Raw genomic sequence first — 19,706 nt, 5'->3', positions numbered from 1 at the left:
CCTCAAAACGCCACCCGGTCGCCGCCTTTCAGCGCCAGCATGTCGCGCGCCTCGGCCGACGTGGCAACCTCCAGCGACAGCCCGTCGAGAATGCCACGGATGCGGCGCACCTGGTCGGCATTGGATTTCGCCAGCTGGCGGCCATCATAGAGACTGTCCTCCAGCCCGACTCGGACATTGCCGCCCATTGCCGCGGCGATCGAGATGAGCGGCATCTGGTTGCGACCCGCGGCCAGCACGGAGAACTGGTAGCTGTCGCCGAACAGCTTGTCGGCGATCCGCTTCATATGGATGAGATTGTCCGGGTCGGCGCCGATACCGCCCAGAATACCCAGCACGAACTGGATGAACAGCGGCCCCGACACCAGGCCCCGATCGCGGAAATGCGCCAGCGAATAGAGATGGCCGACATCGTAGCACTCGAATTCGAAGCGCGTGCCGCAGCCCTTGCCCAGCCTCTCAAGCACGCCCTCCATGTCGGCGAATGTGTTCTTGAAGATGGTGTCGCGGGTGGCTTCGAGCAGCTTTGGCTCCCACTCGTGCCGCCACGCCCGTGGCTTGTCGAGCATCGGGAACAGCGCGAAATTCATCGAGCCCATGTTGAGCGAGCACATTTCGGGCTCGGCTCGGAGCGGGGCCTCCAGCCGCTGGTCGAGTGTCATCAATGAGGAGCCGCCGGTGGTGATGTTGATCACCGCGTCGGTTGCCTGCTTGATGCGCGGCAGGAACTGCATGAACACGTCCGGATCGGCCGTCGGCCGTCCGTCCTTGGGGTCGCGGGCATGCAGATGCAGGATCGAGGCGCCGGCTTCCGCTGCCGCGATCGCGTCGGCCGCGATCTGGTCCGGCGTTACCGGCAGATAGGGCGACATCGACGGCGTGTGCACCGAGCCGGTGACGGCGCAGGTGATGATGACTTTTCGCGGCGCCATTTCCTTACCCCCGGCCTTCGACCGGCAGGTCGAGCTCGGAAGCCAGAACCTCCAGCGAGTCGCCGATGATGGAGACGATCTCGCCGACCTGCTCGCTGGTGACGATCATCGGCGGCGCAACCATGAAATTGTCGCCGTCGACGCCGCCCTTGACCCTGCGGCCATAGATGATCAGCCCGCGCTCATAGGCGAGGTCGAGCAGACGCTGCGTGGCTTTTTTGCCTTGGTCGATCGGCCGCAATGTCTCCGGATCGGCCACCATCTCGGCTCCAGTCAGCAGGCCCTTGCCGCGCACGTCGGCAATGAACGGAAAGCGTTTCGCCAGCGCCTTCAGCCCGTCCATCAGCACGTCGCCCATGGCAGCGGCATTGGCGATCAGGTCGAGGCGGTCCATTTCGCCCAGCACCGCAAGACCGGCGGCGCAGGCCAACGGATTGCCCGCATAGGTGTGGCCATGCTGGAACCCGCCCGAAGCGAGCAGCGGCTGCACCAGCCGCATCGGAGCCGCCAGCGCGCCGAGCGGCGCATAGCCGGAGCCCAGCCCCTTCGACAGCGCGACGATGTCGGGCTTGCAGTTCCAATGGTCGCCGCCGAGGAATTTACCGGTGCGGCCGGCGCCGCTCATCACTTCGTCATGGATGAGCAGGATGCCGTAGCGGTCGCAGATTTCGCGGATGCGTGCGTAATAGCTGTCGGGCGCCACAAGAGCGGCGGTGGCGGCGCCGCCGATCGGCTCCATGATGAAGGCGACGACACTCTCCGGGCCTTCTGCAAGGATCTTGTCCTCCAGCATGTCGGCGTAGCGGACGCCGCGTTGCTCCATCGAAAGATTGTCGCGGTCTCGCCAGGCTGTTGGAGCGGGCACGGTCGGCATCACCCGCATCATCGGCTCAAAGGTTTCGGCCAGCGCATCGTCGCCGGTGATCGAGAGCGAACCCAGCGTGCCGCCGTGATAGGAGGGAAAACGCGTGATCACCTTCCAGCGGCTGGCCTGGCCGGTTGCGACCGCCCATTGCCTTGCCAGCTTGATGCAGGATTCCGTCGCTTCCGAGCCGCCCGAGACGAAAAAGATGCGGTCCATGCCTTCCGGCAGTTTGCCCGCAAGCTCGCGCGCCAGTTCCTCCGCCGGCTCGTTTTCGAAGTGCAGGCGATAGGCGAACGTGGCACGGTCCATCTGCCGCTTCATGGCGTCCAGGACGTTGCGGTTGGAATGGCCGATATTGGCGACCATCGGCCCGCTCGATCCGTCTATGAAACGGCGGCCGTCCTGCGTCCACATGTAGATGCCCTCGGCCCGGTCGATGAGCGGCCGGCGCAGGCTGGAGAGGTAGAACAGATGCGATTCTCGGCGCGCCTCGGTTGCTTGGGCGGCGGTCTGGGACTTCGACATGTCAGGACTTTCCAAGGTAGCGATCAAGGACATTCTGGGTGACGCGTTCGACCATCGGGTCTTGTCTTAGCAGGCCGGCGACCCATTCGCAGCTTCCGGCATGAAAGACCTCGCCCTTGCCGCGCGGGAAGTTGACGATCATGCCGTTGCCACGTTTGACTTTTTCAAGGTTGGCGTCGCTCCTGTCGCCAAACAGCGTCTCGGCGCTGAAACGGCCATCCTCGTCTGTGAGGAACTGGTCCTCGATCGGGATGTCGGCGCTCTCCTCGACCTGGGACGCCATGCCGACGGCGAGAACCTGCAGTCCATCAGGCGCGCCGCTGGTCGCGGTAGGGTAGGGCAGGCCGCCGCGGATCTCGAAATCGAGCCCGTCGACCTCGTAGCCATAGACATGGCTGTCGGCGCCGAGAAGGTCGCCATAATAGATGCCGGTGCCGGCAAACGCCCAGTGTTCGGGCCGATAGACCGGAAAGCCGCGCACGCCGCGCGGCGCGCAACCGCCCCAGCCGGCATAGAGGCCGCGTGTCGCGTCGAGCCCGAAGGTTGCTGAACCCGGCCGGCCGATTTCCGGCGCTTCCCAGGAATTGGTGGCGCGGGTGACGTCGCCGCCGCGATAGGCCGGGTCTTCGGCGCGGGCGCGGTATTTGTAGCAGACCTGCCGGCGGCCTTCGTCCTCCAGCCGCGTCTGCCACATGAAATTACCGGCAAAGCGCGCCGCATGGCCGCCGCGTTCGACGTAACTGTCGACCGCGTCGCGCATTTCCCAGGTCCAGTACTCGTCATGGCCAACGAAGACGGCGCAGTCATAGCCATCGAGAATATCGGGCGAGAAATGCAGATCGTGCTGGCTGGCGAGGTCAACCTCATAGCCGGCCCGTTCGGCAAAACGGAAGAAGTGGCTGTCGTAGCTTGCCCAGCCTGACGAGGCGTATTTCTTCGAATGGCCAGTGGCAAGCGCCCATTCCATATGGGGGTAGCGCGGCACCGTCTTCGGCGGCACGGCGACCTCCAGCGGCACGCGTGGCGCATCCTTCGGCAGCACGACGAAGCCACGGCACCAGGGTCGCTGCGTCGACACGATGGGCGAGTACTGGTCGCGATCCGGCCCGGTGATGCCCTGATAGTGGTTGGAGCCGCCCCAGGTGTTGTAGGCGAGCCAGGTACCCGTCGCCGCCACTTGCAGCACGCGGCCGGGCTTCTTGCCGGGCAGGGGGGAGACGATGAAAAGGTGGTGGCTGTGGATCGGCTTGCCGTCTCGGCCCTCGGCACTCAGCGTTATCCGATAGGCGCCGGACGGCCAGTCGCCGCCGACACGAAATTCGAAGGACGCTTCCCAGCCACAGCCCTCCGCCGAGCACTGGTCCGGGCTGTCCTGCCAGCGCGCCGCGATTCCCGACTTGTCGAACACCTTTGTCTCGGTGCCGCCGTCGCGGACGATGGTCATGCCGAAGGAGGGAGCCGTGGAGCTGACATGCAGTGTCACCGTTTCGCCGGCACGATAGGAGAAGCGGTCGCTATAGCACCAGATCTCGCCGCGCTCGCCATCCATGCCCGGCCATTCGTAGTAATGGCCGCGCACCGCGTGGCGGCGCTGCTCAGGCGTCAGTCCAAAATCGGGAAATTCCGTGGGCAATCCGGTCATCGTCGTACTCAAGCGGAAAGATATTTCTTGAGGAAGGTGCGGGTGCGTTCCTTCTGGGGAGCGCGAAAGATCTCGCCCGGCGGGCCTTCCTCGACCACCACGCCGCCGTCCATGAACAGCACCCTGTCGGCCACCTCGCCGGCAAAGCGCATCTCGTGCGTTACGATGAGCATGGTCATGTGTTCGGCGGCAAGCTGTTTCATCACCGCGTTGACCTCGTCGACCAACTCCGGGTCGAGGGCCGAGGTTGCCTCGTCGAACAGCATCACCTTGGGCTGCATGGCCAGCGCGCGCGCAATCGCCACGCGCTGCTTCTGGCCGCCCGAAAGCCGCGACGGATAGGCGTCGATCTTTTCGGCCAGCCCGACCTTGGACAGGAGGCCATGCGCCAAGGCGCGGGCTTCGCCTTTTGCCATGCCCTTCAGGATCACTGGCCCCATGGTGATGTTCTCGATCACGGTCAGGTGCGGGAACAGGTTGAAGTGCTGGAACACCATGCCCATGTGCTGGCGCACCTTGTTGATGTGCCGCTCGAAGGCCTGGCCGTGCAGTTTCTGGTTGACCTGCACACCGTCCAGCCACACTTCGCCGCCGTTCAAGGTTTCGAGATGGTTGATGGAGCGCAGCAGCGTGCTCTTGCCTGAACCGCTCGGTCCGATAATCGCGACGATCTGCCCCCGATCCACCGACAGGTCGATACCCCTGAGGACCTCGACCGCGCCGAACGATTTGCGCGCGCCGCGAACCTCGACCATTGGCCGCTGCGTGCTCATCGGGAAACCTCCACATGTCTTTCAAACCGATGCAAGGCCGCCTCGAGCACAAGGTTCAAGATGTAATAGAGCGCGGCGGCCGCGATGTAGAACTCGAACGGGCGGAAGGTTTCGCTGATCGCCAGTTGCGCCGAATGGACAAGCTCGGCGATGCCGATGACCGAGACGATGGAGGACTCCTTCAACAGTGCGATCAAATTGCTTCCGATCGGCGGCGCCGTGTTGCGGATGGCCTGCGGTATCACGACGTAGCGCAGCGTCTGCCACTTGCCGAAGCCGATGCTGCGCGCGCCTTCCGTCTGACCGGGATCGACCGCCACGATGCCGGCACGGATGACATCGGCATTGTAGACGGCGAAGTGCAGGCCAAGCCCGATTATGCCGGCGGCAAGCGCGGGGATGTCGATGCCGATCTGCACAAGGCCGAAATAGATCAGGAAAAGCTGCAGCAGCAGCGGCGTGCCCATGAACAGCCACATGAAGGCACGAACGGGGTAGGCGAGGATCGCCGGCGCATAGAGCACGATGACGGCGAACAGGATGCCGAAGATGAAGCTGAGCGCCCCGGCCGAGACCGTAAGCAGCGCGGTCCACCAGGCGCCCGTCAGCAAAAGGTCCCAGTATGGGGCGATGATGGTGAAATCCAAACCTTGCATCGTGCTCCCCTCTCAGACGATGGCGAAGCGCTTGTCGAGCAAGTCGACGATGCGGGCGACGGCGTAGACCATGACCATGTAGAGCAGGGCCGCGACGCCGAAGATCTCGAACGGCTTGTAGGTCGAGCCGATGAAGCGCTGGGCGGTATAGGTCAGTTCCACGACCGAGATGGTGGAGACCAGTGCGGAACCCTTCAACAGCGCGACCGTGTTGACGCCGAGCGGGCGGATCATCAGCCGGGCGGCCTGCGGCAGCACGACCTTGCGCAAGGTCTGGAAGCGGCTGAAGCCGATCGTGCGGGCAGCTTCCGTCTGACCGCGGTCAACCGCCGTCACCGCGCCGCGGATCGATTCCGCCATATAGGCGCCGATATTGAGACCAAGCCCGATGACCCCGGCCGCGAACGGATCCAGATTGATGCCGATCTGCGGACCGCCGAAATAGAGCACGAAGAGTTGTATCAGGCAGGGCGTGCCGCGAAACAGGCTGACATAGGCCGTACCGATGGCGCGCGGGATCGCCGACCTCGACATCCTGGCGGCCGCGGCCAGTGCTGCCGCCGCCAGCCCGAGAACCAGGGCCAGCGCTGTCAGTTCCAGCGTCACCAAAGCGGCTTCCACGAAGAACGGGAAGACACGGCTCATCAAGGCGAAATCCATGGAATGACTCGGCTGGAGTGGCGATCGGCTCCAGGTGGTTTCACCGCCTGGAGCCGGGCAAGGATCAGCGGATGTCGCTGCCGACCCACTGCTTGGAGATCTTCTCGTAGGTGCCGTCGGCCAACATCCCGTCCAGCGCCTTCTGCATGGCGGCCTTGAGTTCCGGATTGTCCTTGCGGATGGCGATGCCGATGGCGACGCTGCCGCCCTCGATGTTGGGCGTGTCGAGCTTGCGGACCTTTTCACCGGTTTCCTTGACGGCGACCATGACCGGAATGTTGTCGACGACGATGGCGTCGACGCGGCCGGCCTTCAGTTCGAGCAGCAGTTCCGGCAGGCCCTTATAGGTGCGGATATCCCAGCCGCCCTGTTCGCGCGCCCATTTCTCATGCGTCTCGCCGAGCGTCACGCCAAGCGTCTTGCCCTTGAGGTCGTCGAGGCTCTGCAACTTGGAATCCTGGCTCACGAAAACCGCGCGGCCGGCATGGTAGTAGGGGCCGACGAAATCGACCACTTTCTCTCGCTCGGGCGTGATCGTCATCGAGCCGACGACAGTGTCGTATTTGTTGGCGAGCAGGCCGGCGATGATGCCGTCCCAGGCCGTGGTGATGATGGTGCCCTTGACGCCGATGCGTTCAGCGATGGCTTTGCCGATATCGGCGTCGAAGCCGACGACCTCGTTCTGGTCGTTGACGAAGTTGAAGGGCGGATACTGCCCACTCATGGAAATCTTCAATTCGCCCGCCGCCTTGATCTTCTCGAGGTCGTCGGCCTTGGCCGGAACGGCGGTGAAGGCCGATGCAAGCAGCAGCGCGGCAACTGCAATGCCGGAAAATACCCTATTCATCTGAATTCCTGTCCTCTGGATGGAGCGCGAAGGCTTGTTCTTGGGAGGCGTTGGGGCGCTCTCCTGATGTCAATGATTGCCTTTGCATCAGCATTGCGCAAATAGATAATGGGAATAGGGAGCATAGATATTAGGAATGGCCTTGCCTCGCCCCGAACGTCTGGTCTGGGATCTCGACTGGAACCTTCTGCGTACGTTCGTCGTCATCGCGGAAGTCAAGAGCATTACCCGCGCCGCCGAGCGCCTGAACCTCAAACAACCCAGCGTCAGCAACGCCTTGCGGCGGCTGGAGGATCGGGTTGGCAGGCGGCTGGTCGACCGCGACGCTACTCGCTTCGAGCTCACGGAGGTCGGGCGGCTGATCTATGAGCAGAGCGTCGAGGTGTTCGGCTCGATATCGCAACTGCCACTCTTGATGCGGGGCATCAGCGACGATGTCACCGGCCATGTCATGATCGCCACGGCCAGCCATGTCGTCTCGCCGCTGTTCGATCGGGCGCTGGCGGAGTTTCACCGTAACTATCCGCGTGCCAGCATCACCATCTCGGTCGCGGCAAGCACGGAAGTGGCCAAGCAGGTGCGGGAGCGGCGCGCCTCCTTCGGCATCTGCCTTGTCAGCCAGCGCGATCCGGCGCTGGACTACGCGATGGTCTATCGCGAGTTCTTCGGCTTCTTCTGCGGCCCGCAGCACAGGCTTTACGGAAAGACCGGGCTGAAGCTTGCCGATCTGCGCGGCGAGCCCTCTGTATCCTTCCAGACCGACCACATTTCGGACGCGCTGCGGCCGGTCGCCCTGTTGCGCAGCGAAGCCCGGCTGAACGCCGACGTCGTCGGTGTCTCCTCGAGCCTGGAGGAAGTCAGGCGCATGATCGTCGCCGGGCTCGGCATCGGTCCGCTGCCGCTACACGTGGCGCGACGCGACGTGGCCGACGGCACGCTGTGGCGGCTGCCGCCCTACGACACGCCGCCGGCCATCGACATCTTCCTGCTCACCAATCCCGACAAGGCGATGAATCGTGCCGAGAAGGCGCTACTGTCGGGGCTGCAGGCACTGATCGCCGAGACGCCGCTGGACGAGCGCATCTACAACGGCTGATCGACGCAGGCCTATTCGACGAGGAAGGTCGCCGCGCGGCCGCGCATCGCTTCGTCCAGCGCCACCGAGGCACGCGCGGCAAGGTCGAAGTGTACGCTGGTGGTCCGGCTCGATGCATGGACGATGCCGTCGAGCGATCCCGACATGACCTGTTCGAAGGTGACGGAGGTGCGGCCGATCTTCACCACATGCGAGCGGATGGTGAGAAGCGAGCCGGCTTTTGTCTCGTGCCGGTAGTCGATTTCGGTGCGCACATCGGCCCATCCCGTTGCCGAGGCCTGGGTGCTATCCTGCCCGGCGATGTGGCCAAGAAGCTGGAAGCTGGCATCGTCGAACATCGCCGCGTAGTGGCGCACATTCATGTGTCCCATCACGTCGCACATCCAGGGATGAGCAACGCCGACAAAGGTGACGAGAGATTTACTCATGGGGATTGCTCCGTGACCGTCGTTGAGGATGGCGAGACGCCATATCGAAACGCGCGGCGAGAGGCAAACCGGCCGACCTGGACGATGGCCTTCGGACAGCGAGTGGCCTTGGGGCCGACATTCGTTAGCCGTGCCCTTGGCCCTCCGAACCAAACCGACTATCTCAGGGGTGGCGGCGTTTCCGCCACGGGGACAGGCATGCTCAGAGTGCAAAAGGTCAAGGTCGACGACATCTACGTGCCGACAGCGCGCAAGAAGACATTACACCCCGAGACCGTCCGCCATCTCGCCGAGGACATATTGGAGAACGGCATGAAGACACCGATCCAGGTCCGCCACGATGGCAAGCGCCATATCCTTGTTGAAGGCCTGCACCGGCTGGAAGCGGCCAAGTGGCTCGGCGAGACCGAGATCGACGCCTATCTGGTGCAAGCCAAGCGCCACTGACGCCCACCTGGTTCGCCGTCCTCCTGGCACAATCTCCAGAATCTTTTTTCGCCGGCCATGTCGGGTTGCGGTCTGTCGGCTCGTCCTTGGCGCGCGCAAGTCAGATCAAACCCGAGGAGACCACCTTGACCACCAAGCTCGACATCGCCCCCGCCAATGACCGTGAACTGGTTGTCGCCCGCATCATCGATGCGCCGCGCGAGAATGTCTATCGCTGCTGGACCGACGCCAAGCTTTTGACGCAGTGGTTCGCCCCGAAACCTTGGACGACGCCGCGCGCCGAAATGGATGTCCGCACTGGTGGTTCGAGCCTTGTCGTCATGGCCGGCCCCGACGGCAATGAATTCCCCAACTCCGGCGTGTTCCTGGACGTCATTCCCGGCAAGAAGATCGTCTTCACCGATGCCTATACAAAGGCTTGGGAGCCATCGGAAAAGCCGTTCATGACCGGCGTGCTGACCTTCGAGGATGAAGGCGATGGCAAGACCCGCTACATCGCGCGCGTCCGGCACTGGAGTGTCGCCGACCGCGAACAGCACGAGGCGATGGGTTTTCACGCAGGCTGGGGCCAGTGCACCGACCAGCTCGAAGACCTTGCCAGGACGCTTTGAAATCGGGCCGCCTTGACGACGGCCGCGCCCGGCTCAGGAAACCTTGGCGCGGCGCGGCTGCCTGAGATTCTTGATGCCGCTCATCTCGACGAAATTCGTCGCCGACTCCCAGAGATAGTCGCCGTAAAGAAATGGCTCGAAGGGCTCGGCGCCGCTTAGCGGCAAGGGCGCGATCTCGGCGTCGACGCGCGGTTCATAGAAAAACGGGATCGAAAACCGAGTTGTCTTTGGCGCGATCACCCGATGCCGCGTCGCCCGGACACGCCCGCCGGTCCAGCGTTCCAGCAACTGGCCGAAATTGACCGCCAGCGTGCCGTTGGCCGGCGGCACGTCGATCCACTCGTCGGCGCGGTTTTTTGCCTGCAAGCCTTCGACGCCATCTTGGGCCAACAAGGTGACGAAACCGGAATCGGCATGTTCGCGACCGATGATCGTGCGTATTTCCCCCTTGTGGACCACCGAGAACTCCGGGCCGCCGGTGTCGATGCCGGCAGTGGCGTCGCGCAAGGGATAGCGGATCAGGCGCAACGTCGAGATGCCGTGCTCGAAACGGATCGAAGATCGTTTCCGGCAGGCCAAGCCCGCGCGCTATCGACCGCATAAGCGCGTTTCCGACCCTCTCCATCGCGCGATAGTAATCCGCCGCGGCCGTGCGCCAGCCGGGCAAGGTGCCTTCGGCCGGCAAGGGTGTCGGCTCGCACAGCGGATCGTCGACAACCGAGACTCGCGCCGCATCGGCAATGTCCGGCCCCATGTCGATGCCTTCCTTGTAGGACACGGCTGCCGGCTGGAGGGGGAACCAGCCGCGATAAAAGTTCTTCCTGGTGCTATCGAAATTCCAGCGCAGCAATTTCTGCTTCTCGATGTCGGGGAGGGCGAAGATGCGTAGCAATTGCGCCCTTCTGTCCGGAGTCAGCCAGGCGTCGCCGGGAAAATCCCGGACCGCCATGAAGCCTATTCCCGAGGCCGCGGCCATGATGCGGCCGTCGGCGCGGTCACGGGCGGGCGAGGGTGGCCCGAACAGATCCGCAATGCCGATGGTTTCGATGTCTCGGGTCACGATGAGCCTCGCATCACGGTTATCGATGGCATCGTATCAAGGTATTTCAATTGACCCTATCGGCTGGACGACTAACCTTGACGCCTATTCTCTCCATCTTGGATCAAGGCCATGGCAAGGTATGAAGGCGGATGCCTGTGCGGAGCGGTGCGTTACAGCACCGAGGCGGCTCCCATCAACGAGCGCATCTGCCATTGCCGGCTTTGCCAGAAGGCGATTGGCGCCGCCTTCAACGCGCGCGTGCTGTTTCGCATCGACGATGTGACGGTCGAGGGGCCGCTGGCAACAGTCAACACCTCGCCCGATCTCAAGCGCGGTTTTTGCCCGAGCTGCGGCACGACGATGTTTTCGCGGCGCGACTCGGCCGGCATCATCGGCATCACCACGGGCTCGCTCGACGACCCTTCGCTGTTCCGACCGCAGATGCATATTTTCACCGCCTCGAAGCAGCCTTGGGTGCTGCTCGACGACGACCTGCCGCAACATGAGGGCGCTCCGCCGGCCTAGTTCTTCCGTTCCGCCTTCAAGAGCGGAAGCAAGCGCCCACCATGACAAAAAATTAATCCATATCGACACGCGATAGCCGGCAAAGCGTCATTGGCGAGCCATCTTTGTCGTCCTATCTACGCTGCGCGGGCCGGCATTCGAGGAGACGACGGATGAACGACAGCATCAGCACCCTGGACGAGCTTTTGAACGATCCGATGGTCCTGCTTGTGATGGAGCGCGACCGTGTGCGCCCCGAACAGGTACGCCTCCTGCTCGAACGGGCCCGCGGCCGGGCGGCCGATGACGCATCCACGGACGTGCCGGTCGTTCCACCGGCGCATATGGTGGTCAGGAGCTGTTTCCAGCAATGGCTGCGCAATTAGCGCGGTCAGTTTGAACTGGCTGGCAAATAGCTGTAATGGCTGCGGAAATAGGCAATCCTGAAGCCGAGGCGGGCATAGTTGCGATAGGCCGGTCCATCGCGCTCCCTGTGCGGCGCCTCGATGTCGGCGACAAACAATTTCGCGCCGGCCGCGATGCCGTCGCGCACCAGCGCTTCTCCAAGCACGGCGTCCAGGTCGAAGCTCGGCGTCATTATGCCGGGCACCGGCGCGTCGATGCCGCTCCAAGCAGCACCGTCGGCGCCGATGAACAGCGAGCGCGCCGCAGCCACCGCGCCATTTCGCTTCGCTATGTAGTGATGCCAGCCCGGCCGGCCGACCAGAGCCAGCAGCCAGGGCGAGGTTGGCAGCCGGTAGCTTCTGTCGATGAAACCGGCCCAGTCGCTTGCCGTTGCCATCGTCACGCGTTCGATCGAAACGCCGTCAACCGTGAAGAGCGGCTCGGGTGGCAGTGGTTCCGCCCCCCGATAAATCCGCTCCCAGCCGCCCTGGCGCTGCAGGCCACGCGCCTCGAGCCAGCATCTGAGGCGTGATGGTTCGCTGTGCGGATTGACATAGAACCAAGGCCGCGAAATGCCGGCGGCGCGGTAATGCGCCAGCAGCGCGTCGAGCTGGCTTTCGTTGGCCTCGCTGTCGACGCCGAAATTCTTCACGCAGTTGAAATGGATGAACGGGATCGTTGTGCAGGTGGTCCAGGCAAGGTCGCCCTGTCTCGCCAGCGAAAGTTCTTGCCGCGCGGCGAAATCGGCCGGCGCGGCGGCGTAGAGGTCGAGCCAGGCCTGCACTTCGGCGCGCTCGAGAATACGGCTGAGGTCGCGCGAGACATCCTCGATCGCGATGACCGGCGGATGAGGTTCAGGTGGGAGTTGCAATTCTGACAGGGCGGTCTGCATGCTCTCCTCCATCGTCAGACTTACAGCGTAAGATTAGTGAGTAATAATATTATGGCGCGACTTGTCAACGGGAAAGACGCCTTACAAATCCGTAAATTGGCTTTCAGGTGTCGCGAGTCTATTGCGAGGCGGGGATTGCCCCTTACGATTATCCGACGGAAAGGCTCGACATGGCTGACATCTGCACCCAGGGCGTGGACACCGGCTTCGTCGGCCTGGGATTTGCCAAGGTCGCCTTCCTCGGCCTGGTGCAGGGCATCACCGAATTGCTGCCGATTTCGTCGACCGCCCATATGCGCATCGTACCGGCGGTGCTCGGCTGGCAGGATCCGGGTTCCGCCTTCTCCGCCGCCATGCAGCTTGCCGCTCTTGCCGCCGTGATCAGCTATTTCTGGGGCGATGTCAGGGACCTCCTGTTCGGCTCGCTCGACGCGCTCACGCGGCGCGATTTCGCCGACCGGAGTTTCAGGCTGGCTTCCTGGATCGTGCTGGCGACGATCCCGATCATTGTCGCGGGCGTCGCGCTGTCGGGCATCCTCAACGCCTGCAATTCTCCGCTGCGCAGCCTGAGCGTGATCGGCTGGTCCTGCATCGCCATGGCGATCCTTTTGGCGCTTGCCGAGATTTTCGCCCGCCACAAGCGGACCATCGGCGAAGCGTCGCTCACCGATGCGCTGCTTGTCGGCGTTGCCCAGATCGGCGCGCTAATCCCTGGCGTCTCGCGCTCTGGCTCGACCTTGACCGCGGCGCTCGGGCTCGGCTTCAAGCGGGCAGAGGCGGCGCGTTTCTCGTTTCTGCTCGGCCTGCCGGCGGTCGCGCTTGCAGGCCTCAAGGAGTTATGGGAACTGCACAAGGTTCACCTTGACGCCCATGGCTGGTCGGTTCTTGCGACCGGACTGGTCGTCGCCTCTATTTCCGCCTTCTTCGCCATATGGGGCCTGATGCGTGTGCTGGAGCGCTTTTCCGCCTGGCCCTTCGTCATCTATCGCGGCCTGCTCGGCGTCATCCTGCTGCTGAGCGTGGCGATGGGGTGGCTGGCTTAATCAGGACCGGTGTTGCGCGCGGGCAACCACTCGGATGCATGCATCGATCCGCAAAGATGTGATCGGCCGGGTTCATTGACTTCGGAATATAACAGCCCTTAACGTTCTGTTAACAAAACAGATGGGTGGGGCCGCATGGCATCCTCGATGGGTTGGCGCCGCAAGGCGAAGGGGCTGGGGCTGGCGTTTGCCCTGACAGTTTTCTGTGCGGCGGTGGGTTCGGCCCATGCCGCGCCTGCTTCCATGGTTGTCGGCGGATCGACGTCGCAGCCGATCGGCCACTATGATTTTTGCAAGATCCATCTCGACGAATGCTCGATCCGCTCGCCTGACAGCGTGCCGGAACAGATGACCAGCAAGCTGCTGCACGATATCTCGGCCGTCAATTTCTCCGTCAACGCGCGCGTCAAGCCGATGAGCGACATGGACAATTACGGCAAGGACGAGTGGTGGGCCTATCCGGACAACGGCTTCGGCGACTGCGAAGACTACGCGCTGGAAAAGCGGCGTGAGCTCAACGGCATGGGCATTGCCATAGCTAATCTGTTGATGACGGTGGTCCGCAAGCCCGATGGCGAAGGCCATGCCGTGCTGACGGTGCGCACCGACAAGGGCGACTTCATCCTCGACAATCTGACCGATAAGGTCCGCCTCTGGAACCAGACGAGCTATCGCTACCTGAAGCGGCAGGCGAGCGACAACACAGGGCACTGGGTCTCCATCCTTGGTGGCGACGAACAACTGGTCAGCGCTGTCAAATAGTCTGGTCGGCTCCGCCGCGCCCCTGGGCATGAACCTCGGCCCGATCCTTTCGTGCCGGTCTTCCATGGTGCCAGCAAGTGGTGATAACCACGAAAGCTGATTGAATCTGGCATCCGCAGGCGCATGGACTTTCTGACACTTCTCAATTCCGCGCCTCTGCTGGTGGCCCTGGTCAAGGCCGCGCTGCCGCAGGCCGTCGCCACGACGATGGTGTTCGGCCAGTGGTTCGCGTCTGCGCCGCCGTGCCGCGATCTCGCCTTCGAGGCGACCAGCTATCTGGTCTGCGAGGTGGACCCGAAACTCTATTCGATCGAACTGTTCTGGAAGGATCCGGCCGGCAAGCCCTTCCAATCGCTGCACAATCTCGACAACGCCCAGCGCGCGGCCGGCCGCACCATGCTGTTTGCCATCAACGCCGGCATGTATCACCCAGATCTCAGGCCGGTTGGTCTCTATGTCGAGCGTGGCCAGGAAATGGCCGGTGTGAAGACGGGATCGGGGAGCGGCAATTTTTCGCTGCAACCGAACGGCATCTTCTACATCAGCGGCGGCAAGGCCGCGGTTCGCGCGACTTGGGATTTCGTCAGGAAGCGGCCGTCCACCGAATATGCGACGCAATCGGGACCGATGCTGGTGATCGACGGCCAGCTGCATCCGAAGTTCCAGTCCGACGGCACCTCGCGCAAGACCCGCGACGGTGTCGGGGTGCGCAAGGATGGTGTCGCGGTCTTTGCCATTTCGAACGGCACGGTAAATTTCCATGCATTCGCCCGGCTGTTTCGCGATGCGCTAGGCTGCGACAATGCGCTTTTTCTCGACGGCACGATTTCGAGCCTGTTCGCGCCTGCCATCGGCCGCAGCGACGATTACTGGAATCTGGGACCGATGATCGGCGTGTTCAGGAAACGTGGCTAGGCTTAGACGGTTCGCCTGCTTCGCAGCTTGAGGGCAATCACCGCCATGATGATCAGGACAACGACGCCGATCGCCGCCAACCCGAACAGGCTGGTCGCATCGAGTTCGGGGATGCTGCCGGCGCCCTTGGCCACCAGCCATCCTGGCGACAGCACGACCGGAGCCCAGATGATCGCCGACAGGATGTTGGCGATCTGGAAGCGGCGCCGGTGCATGCCCATCATGCCCGCGACCAGCGGCACCGTTGCGCGGACCGGGCCGAAGAAGCGGCCGATGAAAACCGCCGCGAAACCATAACGATGGAAGAACAGCCGCGCCCTGGCGACCTCGCGGCGATAGCGGTTGAGCGGCCATTTATGGACGACGCCGCGCCCCAGCCATCTGCCGAGGAGATAGGAGATGGTGTCGCCGAGCGCCGCCCCGATCATCGCCGCCAGGAGAACGGGCAAAGGCTGGACGATGCCGGCCCCGACCAGGCCGCCGACGATGATAAGCACCGTGGTGCCCGGCAACAGGATGCCGACCAGCACCAGCGACTCGCCAAAAGCCAGCAGCCCGACCACGAGGCCGGCCCACGCCTGATGGTTCTCGATGAAAAAAACGCTCTGGTCGATGAACGACTGCACGCAAGCTCCTGTTAAAAATGTTTCAGCTGCCGCTGTCGAGCAGGCTCCTGAGTTCGCCGAGCTTGTCGTTGACGAGCCAGCCGTAATAATTCTCGACCGGCAGCTTGCGGCCCTTGCCGCTGGTGAGCGCCGCGCGCAGATCCGCCGCCCGCTGCCGGGGCTGGCCGACATTGTAGAGCGTGGCCGTGATGCCTGGATTGCTCGATATGTCGAAGCCCTGTTCCTTGTAGGCGTCGATGGCGTCACGCACGATCGCGGCGATGTAAACGATGCTGCGGTCGGGATCCATGACATCGCGATAGATGGCCTGCGGATGATCCGGTGTGAGCTTGTCGTAGCCGCTGACCTTGTTGACCAGGTCGGTGACCTCTAGCGCGGTCAGCGGGCTGATCTGGCCGAGGCCGAATGTCTGGCCGGCGAAGAAGGGCTGGAAAAATGCCTGCTGGAAGGTCATCGCGTCATAGGTGACGCCGTCGACCGTCTTGCCGCGGAAATGGTCGACCCAGACCCTGTCGCGGCAGCTCCACAGGGCGGCACTGTCCCGGGCCCCGGCGCAGGCCGCGAACTCCGGCCGCTGGACAAAGCTCTGCACCGGCACGCCCTTGTAGCGGAAGGAGAAATCGAGGCCGGAATAGGACAGCGCTTTCACATAGTAGGTCTGGACCGAGCCGACGGCGGTCACGTTGTAGGTGTGTTCGCCGACCAGCGCGCCGACGATATGGATGGGGTCGATATCGTAAGCCGCGGCCGCCTGCTTGATACGCGCCACCAATTTCTTCTCGCGCTTCAGGAGCGCGACGATCTTCTCGTATTTTTCCGCGTAGGTGGTCTTGAAGGCGCGGGTCCGCGTCGCCGATGCATCCGGGATCGGCGGTTGCGTCTCGGAGCGATTGCCGGCGGGGACGACGACCAGCCCGCCGGCATGCGCTGACCCGGCCAAGGGCACGCCTCCGCAGGAAAGCGCCGCGAGCAGGAGGATCGGGAGAAGCCGCTGCAACACAATCATCGGGTGCCTTTTTCAAATAGCGGAAAATGCCGGCGCGAGAGCCGCCTCCCGTCTCAACAGCCACATCATGGCGCTGTCAAGGCTTGGCCGGCCGTCGCTGGCGAGTGTCTGAAACGGGTCACAGTCATGGTAAAAACTTGATTCAAACTTTATTGGTAATTTCTCGTTCATAACTAGCGCTGGTTGTCCGTGGGCCGTCGCCCTCGGTCTGTTGTGTTTTGAGTACAGGTCCAGATGCGGTTACCAGGCGTCATCAGTTTCGTGATCGCATCGCTGTGCCTTGCCGGCTGTTCGTCGACATCGGGCATGGACGCGCTCGACATGCAGAAGCCGTCGAATGAAACCACCAGTTCGGTGGTGCGGCCAAGCGCGCCGATCGCATCCGTTCCCGCGACCAAGGCCGGCAAAGCGCGCAAGCTGGCCGAGGCGGCGCCGGCGCGAGACACTGATCGGCCCTTCGGCCTGGCGGAAGAAGAGACGGTGGCGTTTCCGGCGCCCGAATTGCCGGACAATGTCGATCCACCCATCGAGCCCGCGGCTCTGGTCTCGCCGCCAAGGCTGTTGTCGCGGGCAGCACCGCCGATGCTTGCCGGGCCGGTCACGCGCTACGGTTTTCGCGATGCCAAGCCGATCAATTTCGGCCGCTCCTCGCCCCGTCACCTTGCCGTGCACGGGGTCGACGTCTCGCGCTGGCAGGGCGACGTGAACTGGGAAAAGCTGCGCGCCCAGGGGGCCAACTTCGCCTACATCAAGGCGACCGATGGTGGCGACCATCTTGATCCGATGTTCATGAAGAACTGGCGCAATGCAGACGCCGCCGGGCTGAAGCGTGGCGCCTATCATTTCTTCTACTGGTGCCGCACCGCCGGCGAACAGGCCGACTGGTTCATCCGCAACGTGCCGAAGGTGGATGGCGCCTTGCCGCCGGTGATCGACGTCGAATGGAACGGCGATTCCAGCTGCAAGCGGCGCCCGTCACGCGAAAAGGTGCTGGAGAAGATGCAGGTGTTCATGGACAAGCTGGAGCGTCACTACGGCCAGCGTCCCATCATCTACACCGCGCCGGATTTCTATCGCGACAATCTGCAGGGCGCTTTCCTTGATTACCCGTTCTGGCTGCGCGCGGTGGCACGGCACCCGTCCAAGGTCTATCCCGGCCGCAAATGGCTGTTCTGGCAGTATTCCGGCTCGGGCCTGTCCCATGGCGTGACCGGCCGCATCGACCTCAACGTCTTCCATGGCGACGAGCGGCAATGGCGCGCCTGGGCTGGCGGCGGCGGTCGTCAGATGATGGCCGACGCGGACTAATGTATGTCGCCCAAAAGTGAACTCGGTTTTGGGAGAACGACATGCATAAGACAAAGACCTAAAGCGCGTCGCATGAATCCGTTCCGGTGCGACGCGCTTTAGGGGTTCGCGTCGCCTTCGCTCTGGTGCTGCCGCCTACTGGAGCTGGTTGCTCCCCGCATTCTTGTCCTCGCTCAGCCGCAACTTTCTCCTCAACGCCATGATCTCGGCAATCGCGGCATCGATCATGGTGAGAAGTGTGAGCGTATCGTGCTGGGTTGGATCGGCTCTGACGTAGGCGAGTTGGTTGACGATGTCGGTGTCGTCCTCGGGGTCGTCGCTCATGGCCACTTTCCGGTTGCTATCTACCAGACGTTCTCATTCGATCCGATCCGCCGTCAAATTGCACCTATATCACTTCGTCGTGTGGATGGCCGCGGAACGCCCATCCGCCTGGTCCGATCCCCTAACCCTATCTCGCGCGACGGCGACGCGATTCATCGAAAGTGGCAAAGGCCAGGACCCCGGAAAATGACGCGAAGCTGAGCAGGACTGCTGTGACAACCATGAGGTCGTAGGTCGACATGTTCGTTCTCCTTGGGATGATATCCGAAGAGACAGCACTGGCGATGCATCTGCGTTGATCTGGATCAACTTGCAGGGGCCGTGCGCGGAACGAGGTGATTGTGGCCGAGTCGGGGGCTGGGAGAGGCGAGGTGCATATAGCCCCTCATCCTCGGCTCCTCATGGGGGCTGCTGTCTAGGATGGGGCCGAGTGCTCGTTGATCATCGCCTCGATGTTGTATCCGTCGGGGTCCAGCACGAAGCAGGCGTAGTAATTCTCCGCATAGTTTGGACGGGGGCCGGGGACGCCATTGTCTTCGGCGCCGGCCGCCAGCGCCGACTGATGGAACGCATCGACCTCTGCCTTGCTGCCGACGCGGAAAGCGACGTGCAGATGGGTAAGTGGCGGCGTCTCGCCGGTCCGCTGGATTTCGAACAGGCAGCCATTGCCGACATCGAAGGCCCAGAATACGCCCTCCTTGCCGAAGGACAGGGAATATCCCAGGGGCGCGAAAGCGCGTTCATAGAAGAGCTTGCTCTTTTCCAGGTCACTCACTTCGATGGTGATGTGATCGATCATGTTGTGGTTCCGCCTGGTATGTGATGCGGGCAGGATGACGGTCGCCGTGGCCGATGTCGAGGACCGGATGCTCGAGAACGGCCGCTGGGCGGTGATGCGTCTGGAAGCCTGTGTTCGCGTCATGGCGATCGATGACCGAGACGCCGCCGGACGTGCCGAGCTGTCTGCATTCGCAGGGCAGGTCACTTCGGCGCCTTTGCGAATAAACGAGACATTGCCGCCCCGTGCTGTCTAGTCTAGTGCCGGTTCCTGCAATCCGGGGGGATCAGGGTGGAGCTGGAACTCAAATTTCTGCTGATCGGATTTGCCTGCGTGATCGCCGGCAGTCTGTCGCTCGTCACCTTCGTGAAGTGGCGAGAGGTGCGACTCCGCCTGGGCGAAAGAACTGAACGCGCTGGCCAACCCCGACGAGGTTCCAGAGCCGCCCTGCGGCGACTGGGGCGAAATGCCTGATGGCATCCAGTATTTCGAGGTGCCGGCGGGTGAGGGGCGGAAAGTGCTGTTGTCCGGGCGGGGCAGGACGGGCCGCTGTTTGATGAGCAGACGCTGCGGGTGTTGCCGCCGAATTGAATGACCTTTCCAGCCAAAGGGGAGGTTG

At 63.0% G+C, this 19,706-nt stretch carries 24 protein-coding genes; 10 read left to right on the top strand and 14 right to left on the bottom strand.

What is annotated here, in order from left to right:
- Positions 1 to 2: 2 nt before the first annotated feature.
- The 7 genes from EB230_RS22200 to EB230_RS22170 form a co-directional block, all read right to left on the bottom strand.
- Positions 3 to 932 carry a 3-keto-5-aminohexanoate cleavage protein gene (locus EB230_RS22200; RefSeq protein ID WP_172373966.1) on the bottom strand — a complete coding sequence of 310 codons (930 nt, stop codon included), beginning with the start codon at positions 930 to 932 and terminating at the stop codon, positions 3 to 5.
- A gap of 4 nt (positions 933 to 936) precedes the next feature.
- A complete protein-coding gene (locus EB230_RS22195; RefSeq protein ID WP_056562141.1) occupies positions 937 to 2,322 on the bottom strand; it encodes an aspartate aminotransferase family protein in 1,386 nt (461 codons plus the stop codon).
- Position 2,323: 1 nt separating this feature from the next.
- Positions 2,324 to 3,964, bottom strand: coding sequence for a N,N-dimethylformamidase beta subunit family domain-containing protein (locus EB230_RS22190; protein ID WP_056562138.1), 1,641 nt, complete (start codon positions 3,962 to 3,964; stop codon positions 2,324 to 2,326).
- An 8-nt stretch (positions 3,965 to 3,972) separates the two neighbouring features.
- Positions 3,973 to 4,737, bottom strand: a complete 765-nt coding sequence (locus EB230_RS22185) for an amino acid ABC transporter ATP-binding protein (protein ID WP_056562135.1) — start codon at positions 4,735 to 4,737, stop codon at positions 3,973 to 3,975.
- Entirely contained in the window at positions 4,734 to 5,393 is a 660-nt protein-coding gene (locus EB230_RS22180) for an amino acid ABC transporter permease (RefSeq protein WP_056562131.1), read from the bottom strand. The genes EB230_RS22185 and EB230_RS22180 overlap by 4 nt, the downstream gene beginning before the upstream one ends.
- 12 nt (positions 5,394 to 5,405) lie before the next feature.
- Complete coding sequence (locus tag EB230_RS22175) at positions 5,406 to 6,053, bottom strand: amino acid ABC transporter permease (protein ID WP_056562128.1); 648 nt, start codon at positions 6,051 to 6,053, stop codon at positions 5,406 to 5,408.
- A gap of 64 nt (positions 6,054 to 6,117) precedes the next feature.
- A complete protein-coding gene (locus EB230_RS22170) occupies positions 6,118 to 6,900 on the bottom strand; it encodes an ABC transporter substrate-binding protein (protein WP_056562125.1) in 783 nt (260 codons plus the stop codon).
- Between the two features lie 136 nt (positions 6,901 to 7,036).
- Between EB230_RS22170 and EB230_RS22165 the strand changes: the two genes are divergently transcribed.
- Positions 7,037 to 7,996: a LysR family transcriptional regulator gene (locus EB230_RS22165; protein ID WP_056562122.1), complete on the top strand. Its 960-nt coding sequence runs from the start codon at positions 7,037 to 7,039 to the stop codon at positions 7,994 to 7,996.
- Between the two features lie 11 nt (positions 7,997 to 8,007).
- Here the strand turns inward: EB230_RS22165 and EB230_RS22160 are convergent, their stop codons facing one another.
- Complete coding sequence (locus EB230_RS22160; protein ID WP_172373965.1) at positions 8,008 to 8,424, bottom strand: acyl-CoA thioesterase; 417 nt, start codon at positions 8,422 to 8,424, stop codon at positions 8,008 to 8,010.
- A 198-nt stretch (positions 8,425 to 8,622) separates the two neighbouring features.
- On the opposite strand from EB230_RS22160, the gene EB230_RS22155 reads away from it, so the two are divergent.
- Together EB230_RS22155 and EB230_RS22150 are read left to right on the top strand one after the other, a co-directional pair.
- Entirely contained in the window at positions 8,623 to 8,871 is a 249-nt protein-coding gene (locus tag EB230_RS22155; RefSeq protein ID WP_008875526.1) for a ParB N-terminal domain-containing protein, read from the top strand.
- A gap of 125 nt (positions 8,872 to 8,996) precedes the next feature.
- Complete coding sequence (locus tag EB230_RS22150; RefSeq protein WP_056565385.1) at positions 8,997 to 9,482, top strand: SRPBCC family protein; 486 nt, start codon at positions 8,997 to 8,999, stop codon at positions 9,480 to 9,482.
- 33 nt (positions 9,483 to 9,515) lie between these two features.
- On the opposite strand, the gene EB230_RS32725 is transcribed toward EB230_RS22150, so the two are convergent.
- Positions 9,516 to 10,061, bottom strand: a complete 546-nt coding sequence (locus EB230_RS32725; RefSeq protein ID WP_246738837.1) for a 2OG-Fe(II) oxygenase family protein — start codon at positions 10,059 to 10,061, stop codon at positions 9,516 to 9,518.
- Positions 10,062 to 10,653: 592 nt separating this feature from the next.
- Here EB230_RS32725 and EB230_RS22140 point away from each other — a divergent pair.
- Positions 10,654 to 11,049 carry a GFA family protein gene (locus EB230_RS22140; protein ID WP_056562115.1) on the top strand — a complete coding sequence of 132 codons (396 nt, stop codon included), beginning with the start codon at positions 10,654 to 10,656 and terminating at the stop codon, positions 11,047 to 11,049.
- A 152-nt stretch (positions 11,050 to 11,201) separates the two neighbouring features.
- Positions 11,202 to 11,414 (top strand): hypothetical protein, encoded by a 213-nt coding sequence (locus EB230_RS22135; protein ID WP_056562112.1) that lies wholly within the window; start codon positions 11,202 to 11,204, stop codon positions 11,412 to 11,414.
- A 5-nt stretch (positions 11,415 to 11,419) separates the two neighbouring features.
- Here the strand turns inward: EB230_RS22135 and EB230_RS22130 are convergent, their stop codons facing one another.
- A complete protein-coding gene (locus tag EB230_RS22130; protein WP_172373964.1) occupies positions 11,420 to 12,325 on the bottom strand; it encodes a hypothetical protein in 906 nt (301 codons plus the stop codon).
- Between the two features lie 170 nt (positions 12,326 to 12,495).
- On the opposite strand from EB230_RS22130, the gene EB230_RS22125 reads away from it, so the two are divergent.
- From EB230_RS22125 to EB230_RS22115, 3 genes are all read left to right on the top strand, one after another.
- Positions 12,496 to 13,368 carry an undecaprenyl-diphosphate phosphatase gene (locus EB230_RS22125; protein WP_172373963.1) on the top strand — a complete coding sequence of 291 codons (873 nt, stop codon included), beginning with the start codon at positions 12,496 to 12,498 and terminating at the stop codon, positions 13,366 to 13,368.
- Between the two features lie 135 nt (positions 13,369 to 13,503).
- On the top strand, positions 13,504 to 14,130 hold the full coding sequence (locus EB230_RS22120) for a transglutaminase-like cysteine peptidase (RefSeq protein ID WP_056562105.1): 627 nt from the start codon (positions 13,504 to 13,506) through the stop codon (positions 14,128 to 14,130).
- A gap of 123 nt (positions 14,131 to 14,253) precedes the next feature.
- Positions 14,254 to 15,045: a phosphodiester glycosidase family protein gene (locus EB230_RS22115; RefSeq protein ID WP_172373962.1), complete on the top strand. Its 792-nt coding sequence runs from the start codon at positions 14,254 to 14,256 to the stop codon at positions 15,043 to 15,045.
- Between the two features lie 2 nt (positions 15,046 to 15,047).
- Here EB230_RS22115 and EB230_RS22110 read toward each other — a convergent pair whose 3' ends face one another.
- Positions 15,048 to 15,671, bottom strand: coding sequence for a DedA family protein (locus tag EB230_RS22110; protein ID WP_056562099.1), 624 nt, complete (start codon positions 15,669 to 15,671; stop codon positions 15,048 to 15,050).
- Positions 15,672 to 15,693: 22 nt separating this feature from the next.
- Positions 15,694 to 16,677, bottom strand: a complete 984-nt coding sequence (locus EB230_RS22105; RefSeq protein WP_172373961.1) for a DUF1402 family protein — start codon at positions 16,675 to 16,677, stop codon at positions 15,694 to 15,696.
- 234 nt (positions 16,678 to 16,911) lie between these two features.
- Between EB230_RS22105 and EB230_RS22100 the strand changes: the two genes are divergently transcribed.
- Positions 16,912 to 17,985, top strand: a complete 1,074-nt coding sequence (locus EB230_RS22100) for a GH25 family lysozyme (RefSeq protein WP_172373960.1) — start codon at positions 16,912 to 16,914, stop codon at positions 17,983 to 17,985.
- Between the two features lie 135 nt (positions 17,986 to 18,120).
- Here the strand turns inward: EB230_RS22100 and EB230_RS22095 are convergent, their stop codons facing one another.
- Complete coding sequence (locus tag EB230_RS22095) at positions 18,121 to 18,309, bottom strand: hypothetical protein (RefSeq protein WP_056562090.1); 189 nt, start codon at positions 18,307 to 18,309, stop codon at positions 18,121 to 18,123.
- 415 nt (positions 18,310 to 18,724) lie between these two features.
- A complete protein-coding gene (locus EB230_RS22090; RefSeq protein WP_056562087.1) occupies positions 18,725 to 19,108 on the bottom strand; it encodes a VOC family protein in 384 nt (127 codons plus the stop codon).
- Between the two features lie 34 nt (positions 19,109 to 19,142).
- On the opposite strand from EB230_RS22090, the gene EB230_RS22085 reads away from it, so the two are divergent.
- The gene (locus EB230_RS22085; protein ID WP_172373959.1) at positions 19,143 to 19,343 is read left to right on the top strand and encodes a hypothetical protein; all 201 of its coding nucleotides are present in this window, start codon (positions 19,143 to 19,145) and stop codon (positions 19,341 to 19,343) included.
- The last annotated feature ends 363 nt before the right edge of the window (positions 19,344 to 19,706 follow it).

The sequence above is a fragment of the Mesorhizobium sp. NZP2234 genome (assembly GCF_013170765.1).
Taxonomy (GTDB): Bacteria; Pseudomonadota; Alphaproteobacteria; order Rhizobiales; family Rhizobiaceae; genus Mesorhizobium; species Mesorhizobium loti_D.
The sequence above is the reverse complement of the archived record's forward strand: the minus strand, read 5'-3'. Positions and strand labels throughout refer to the sequence as shown.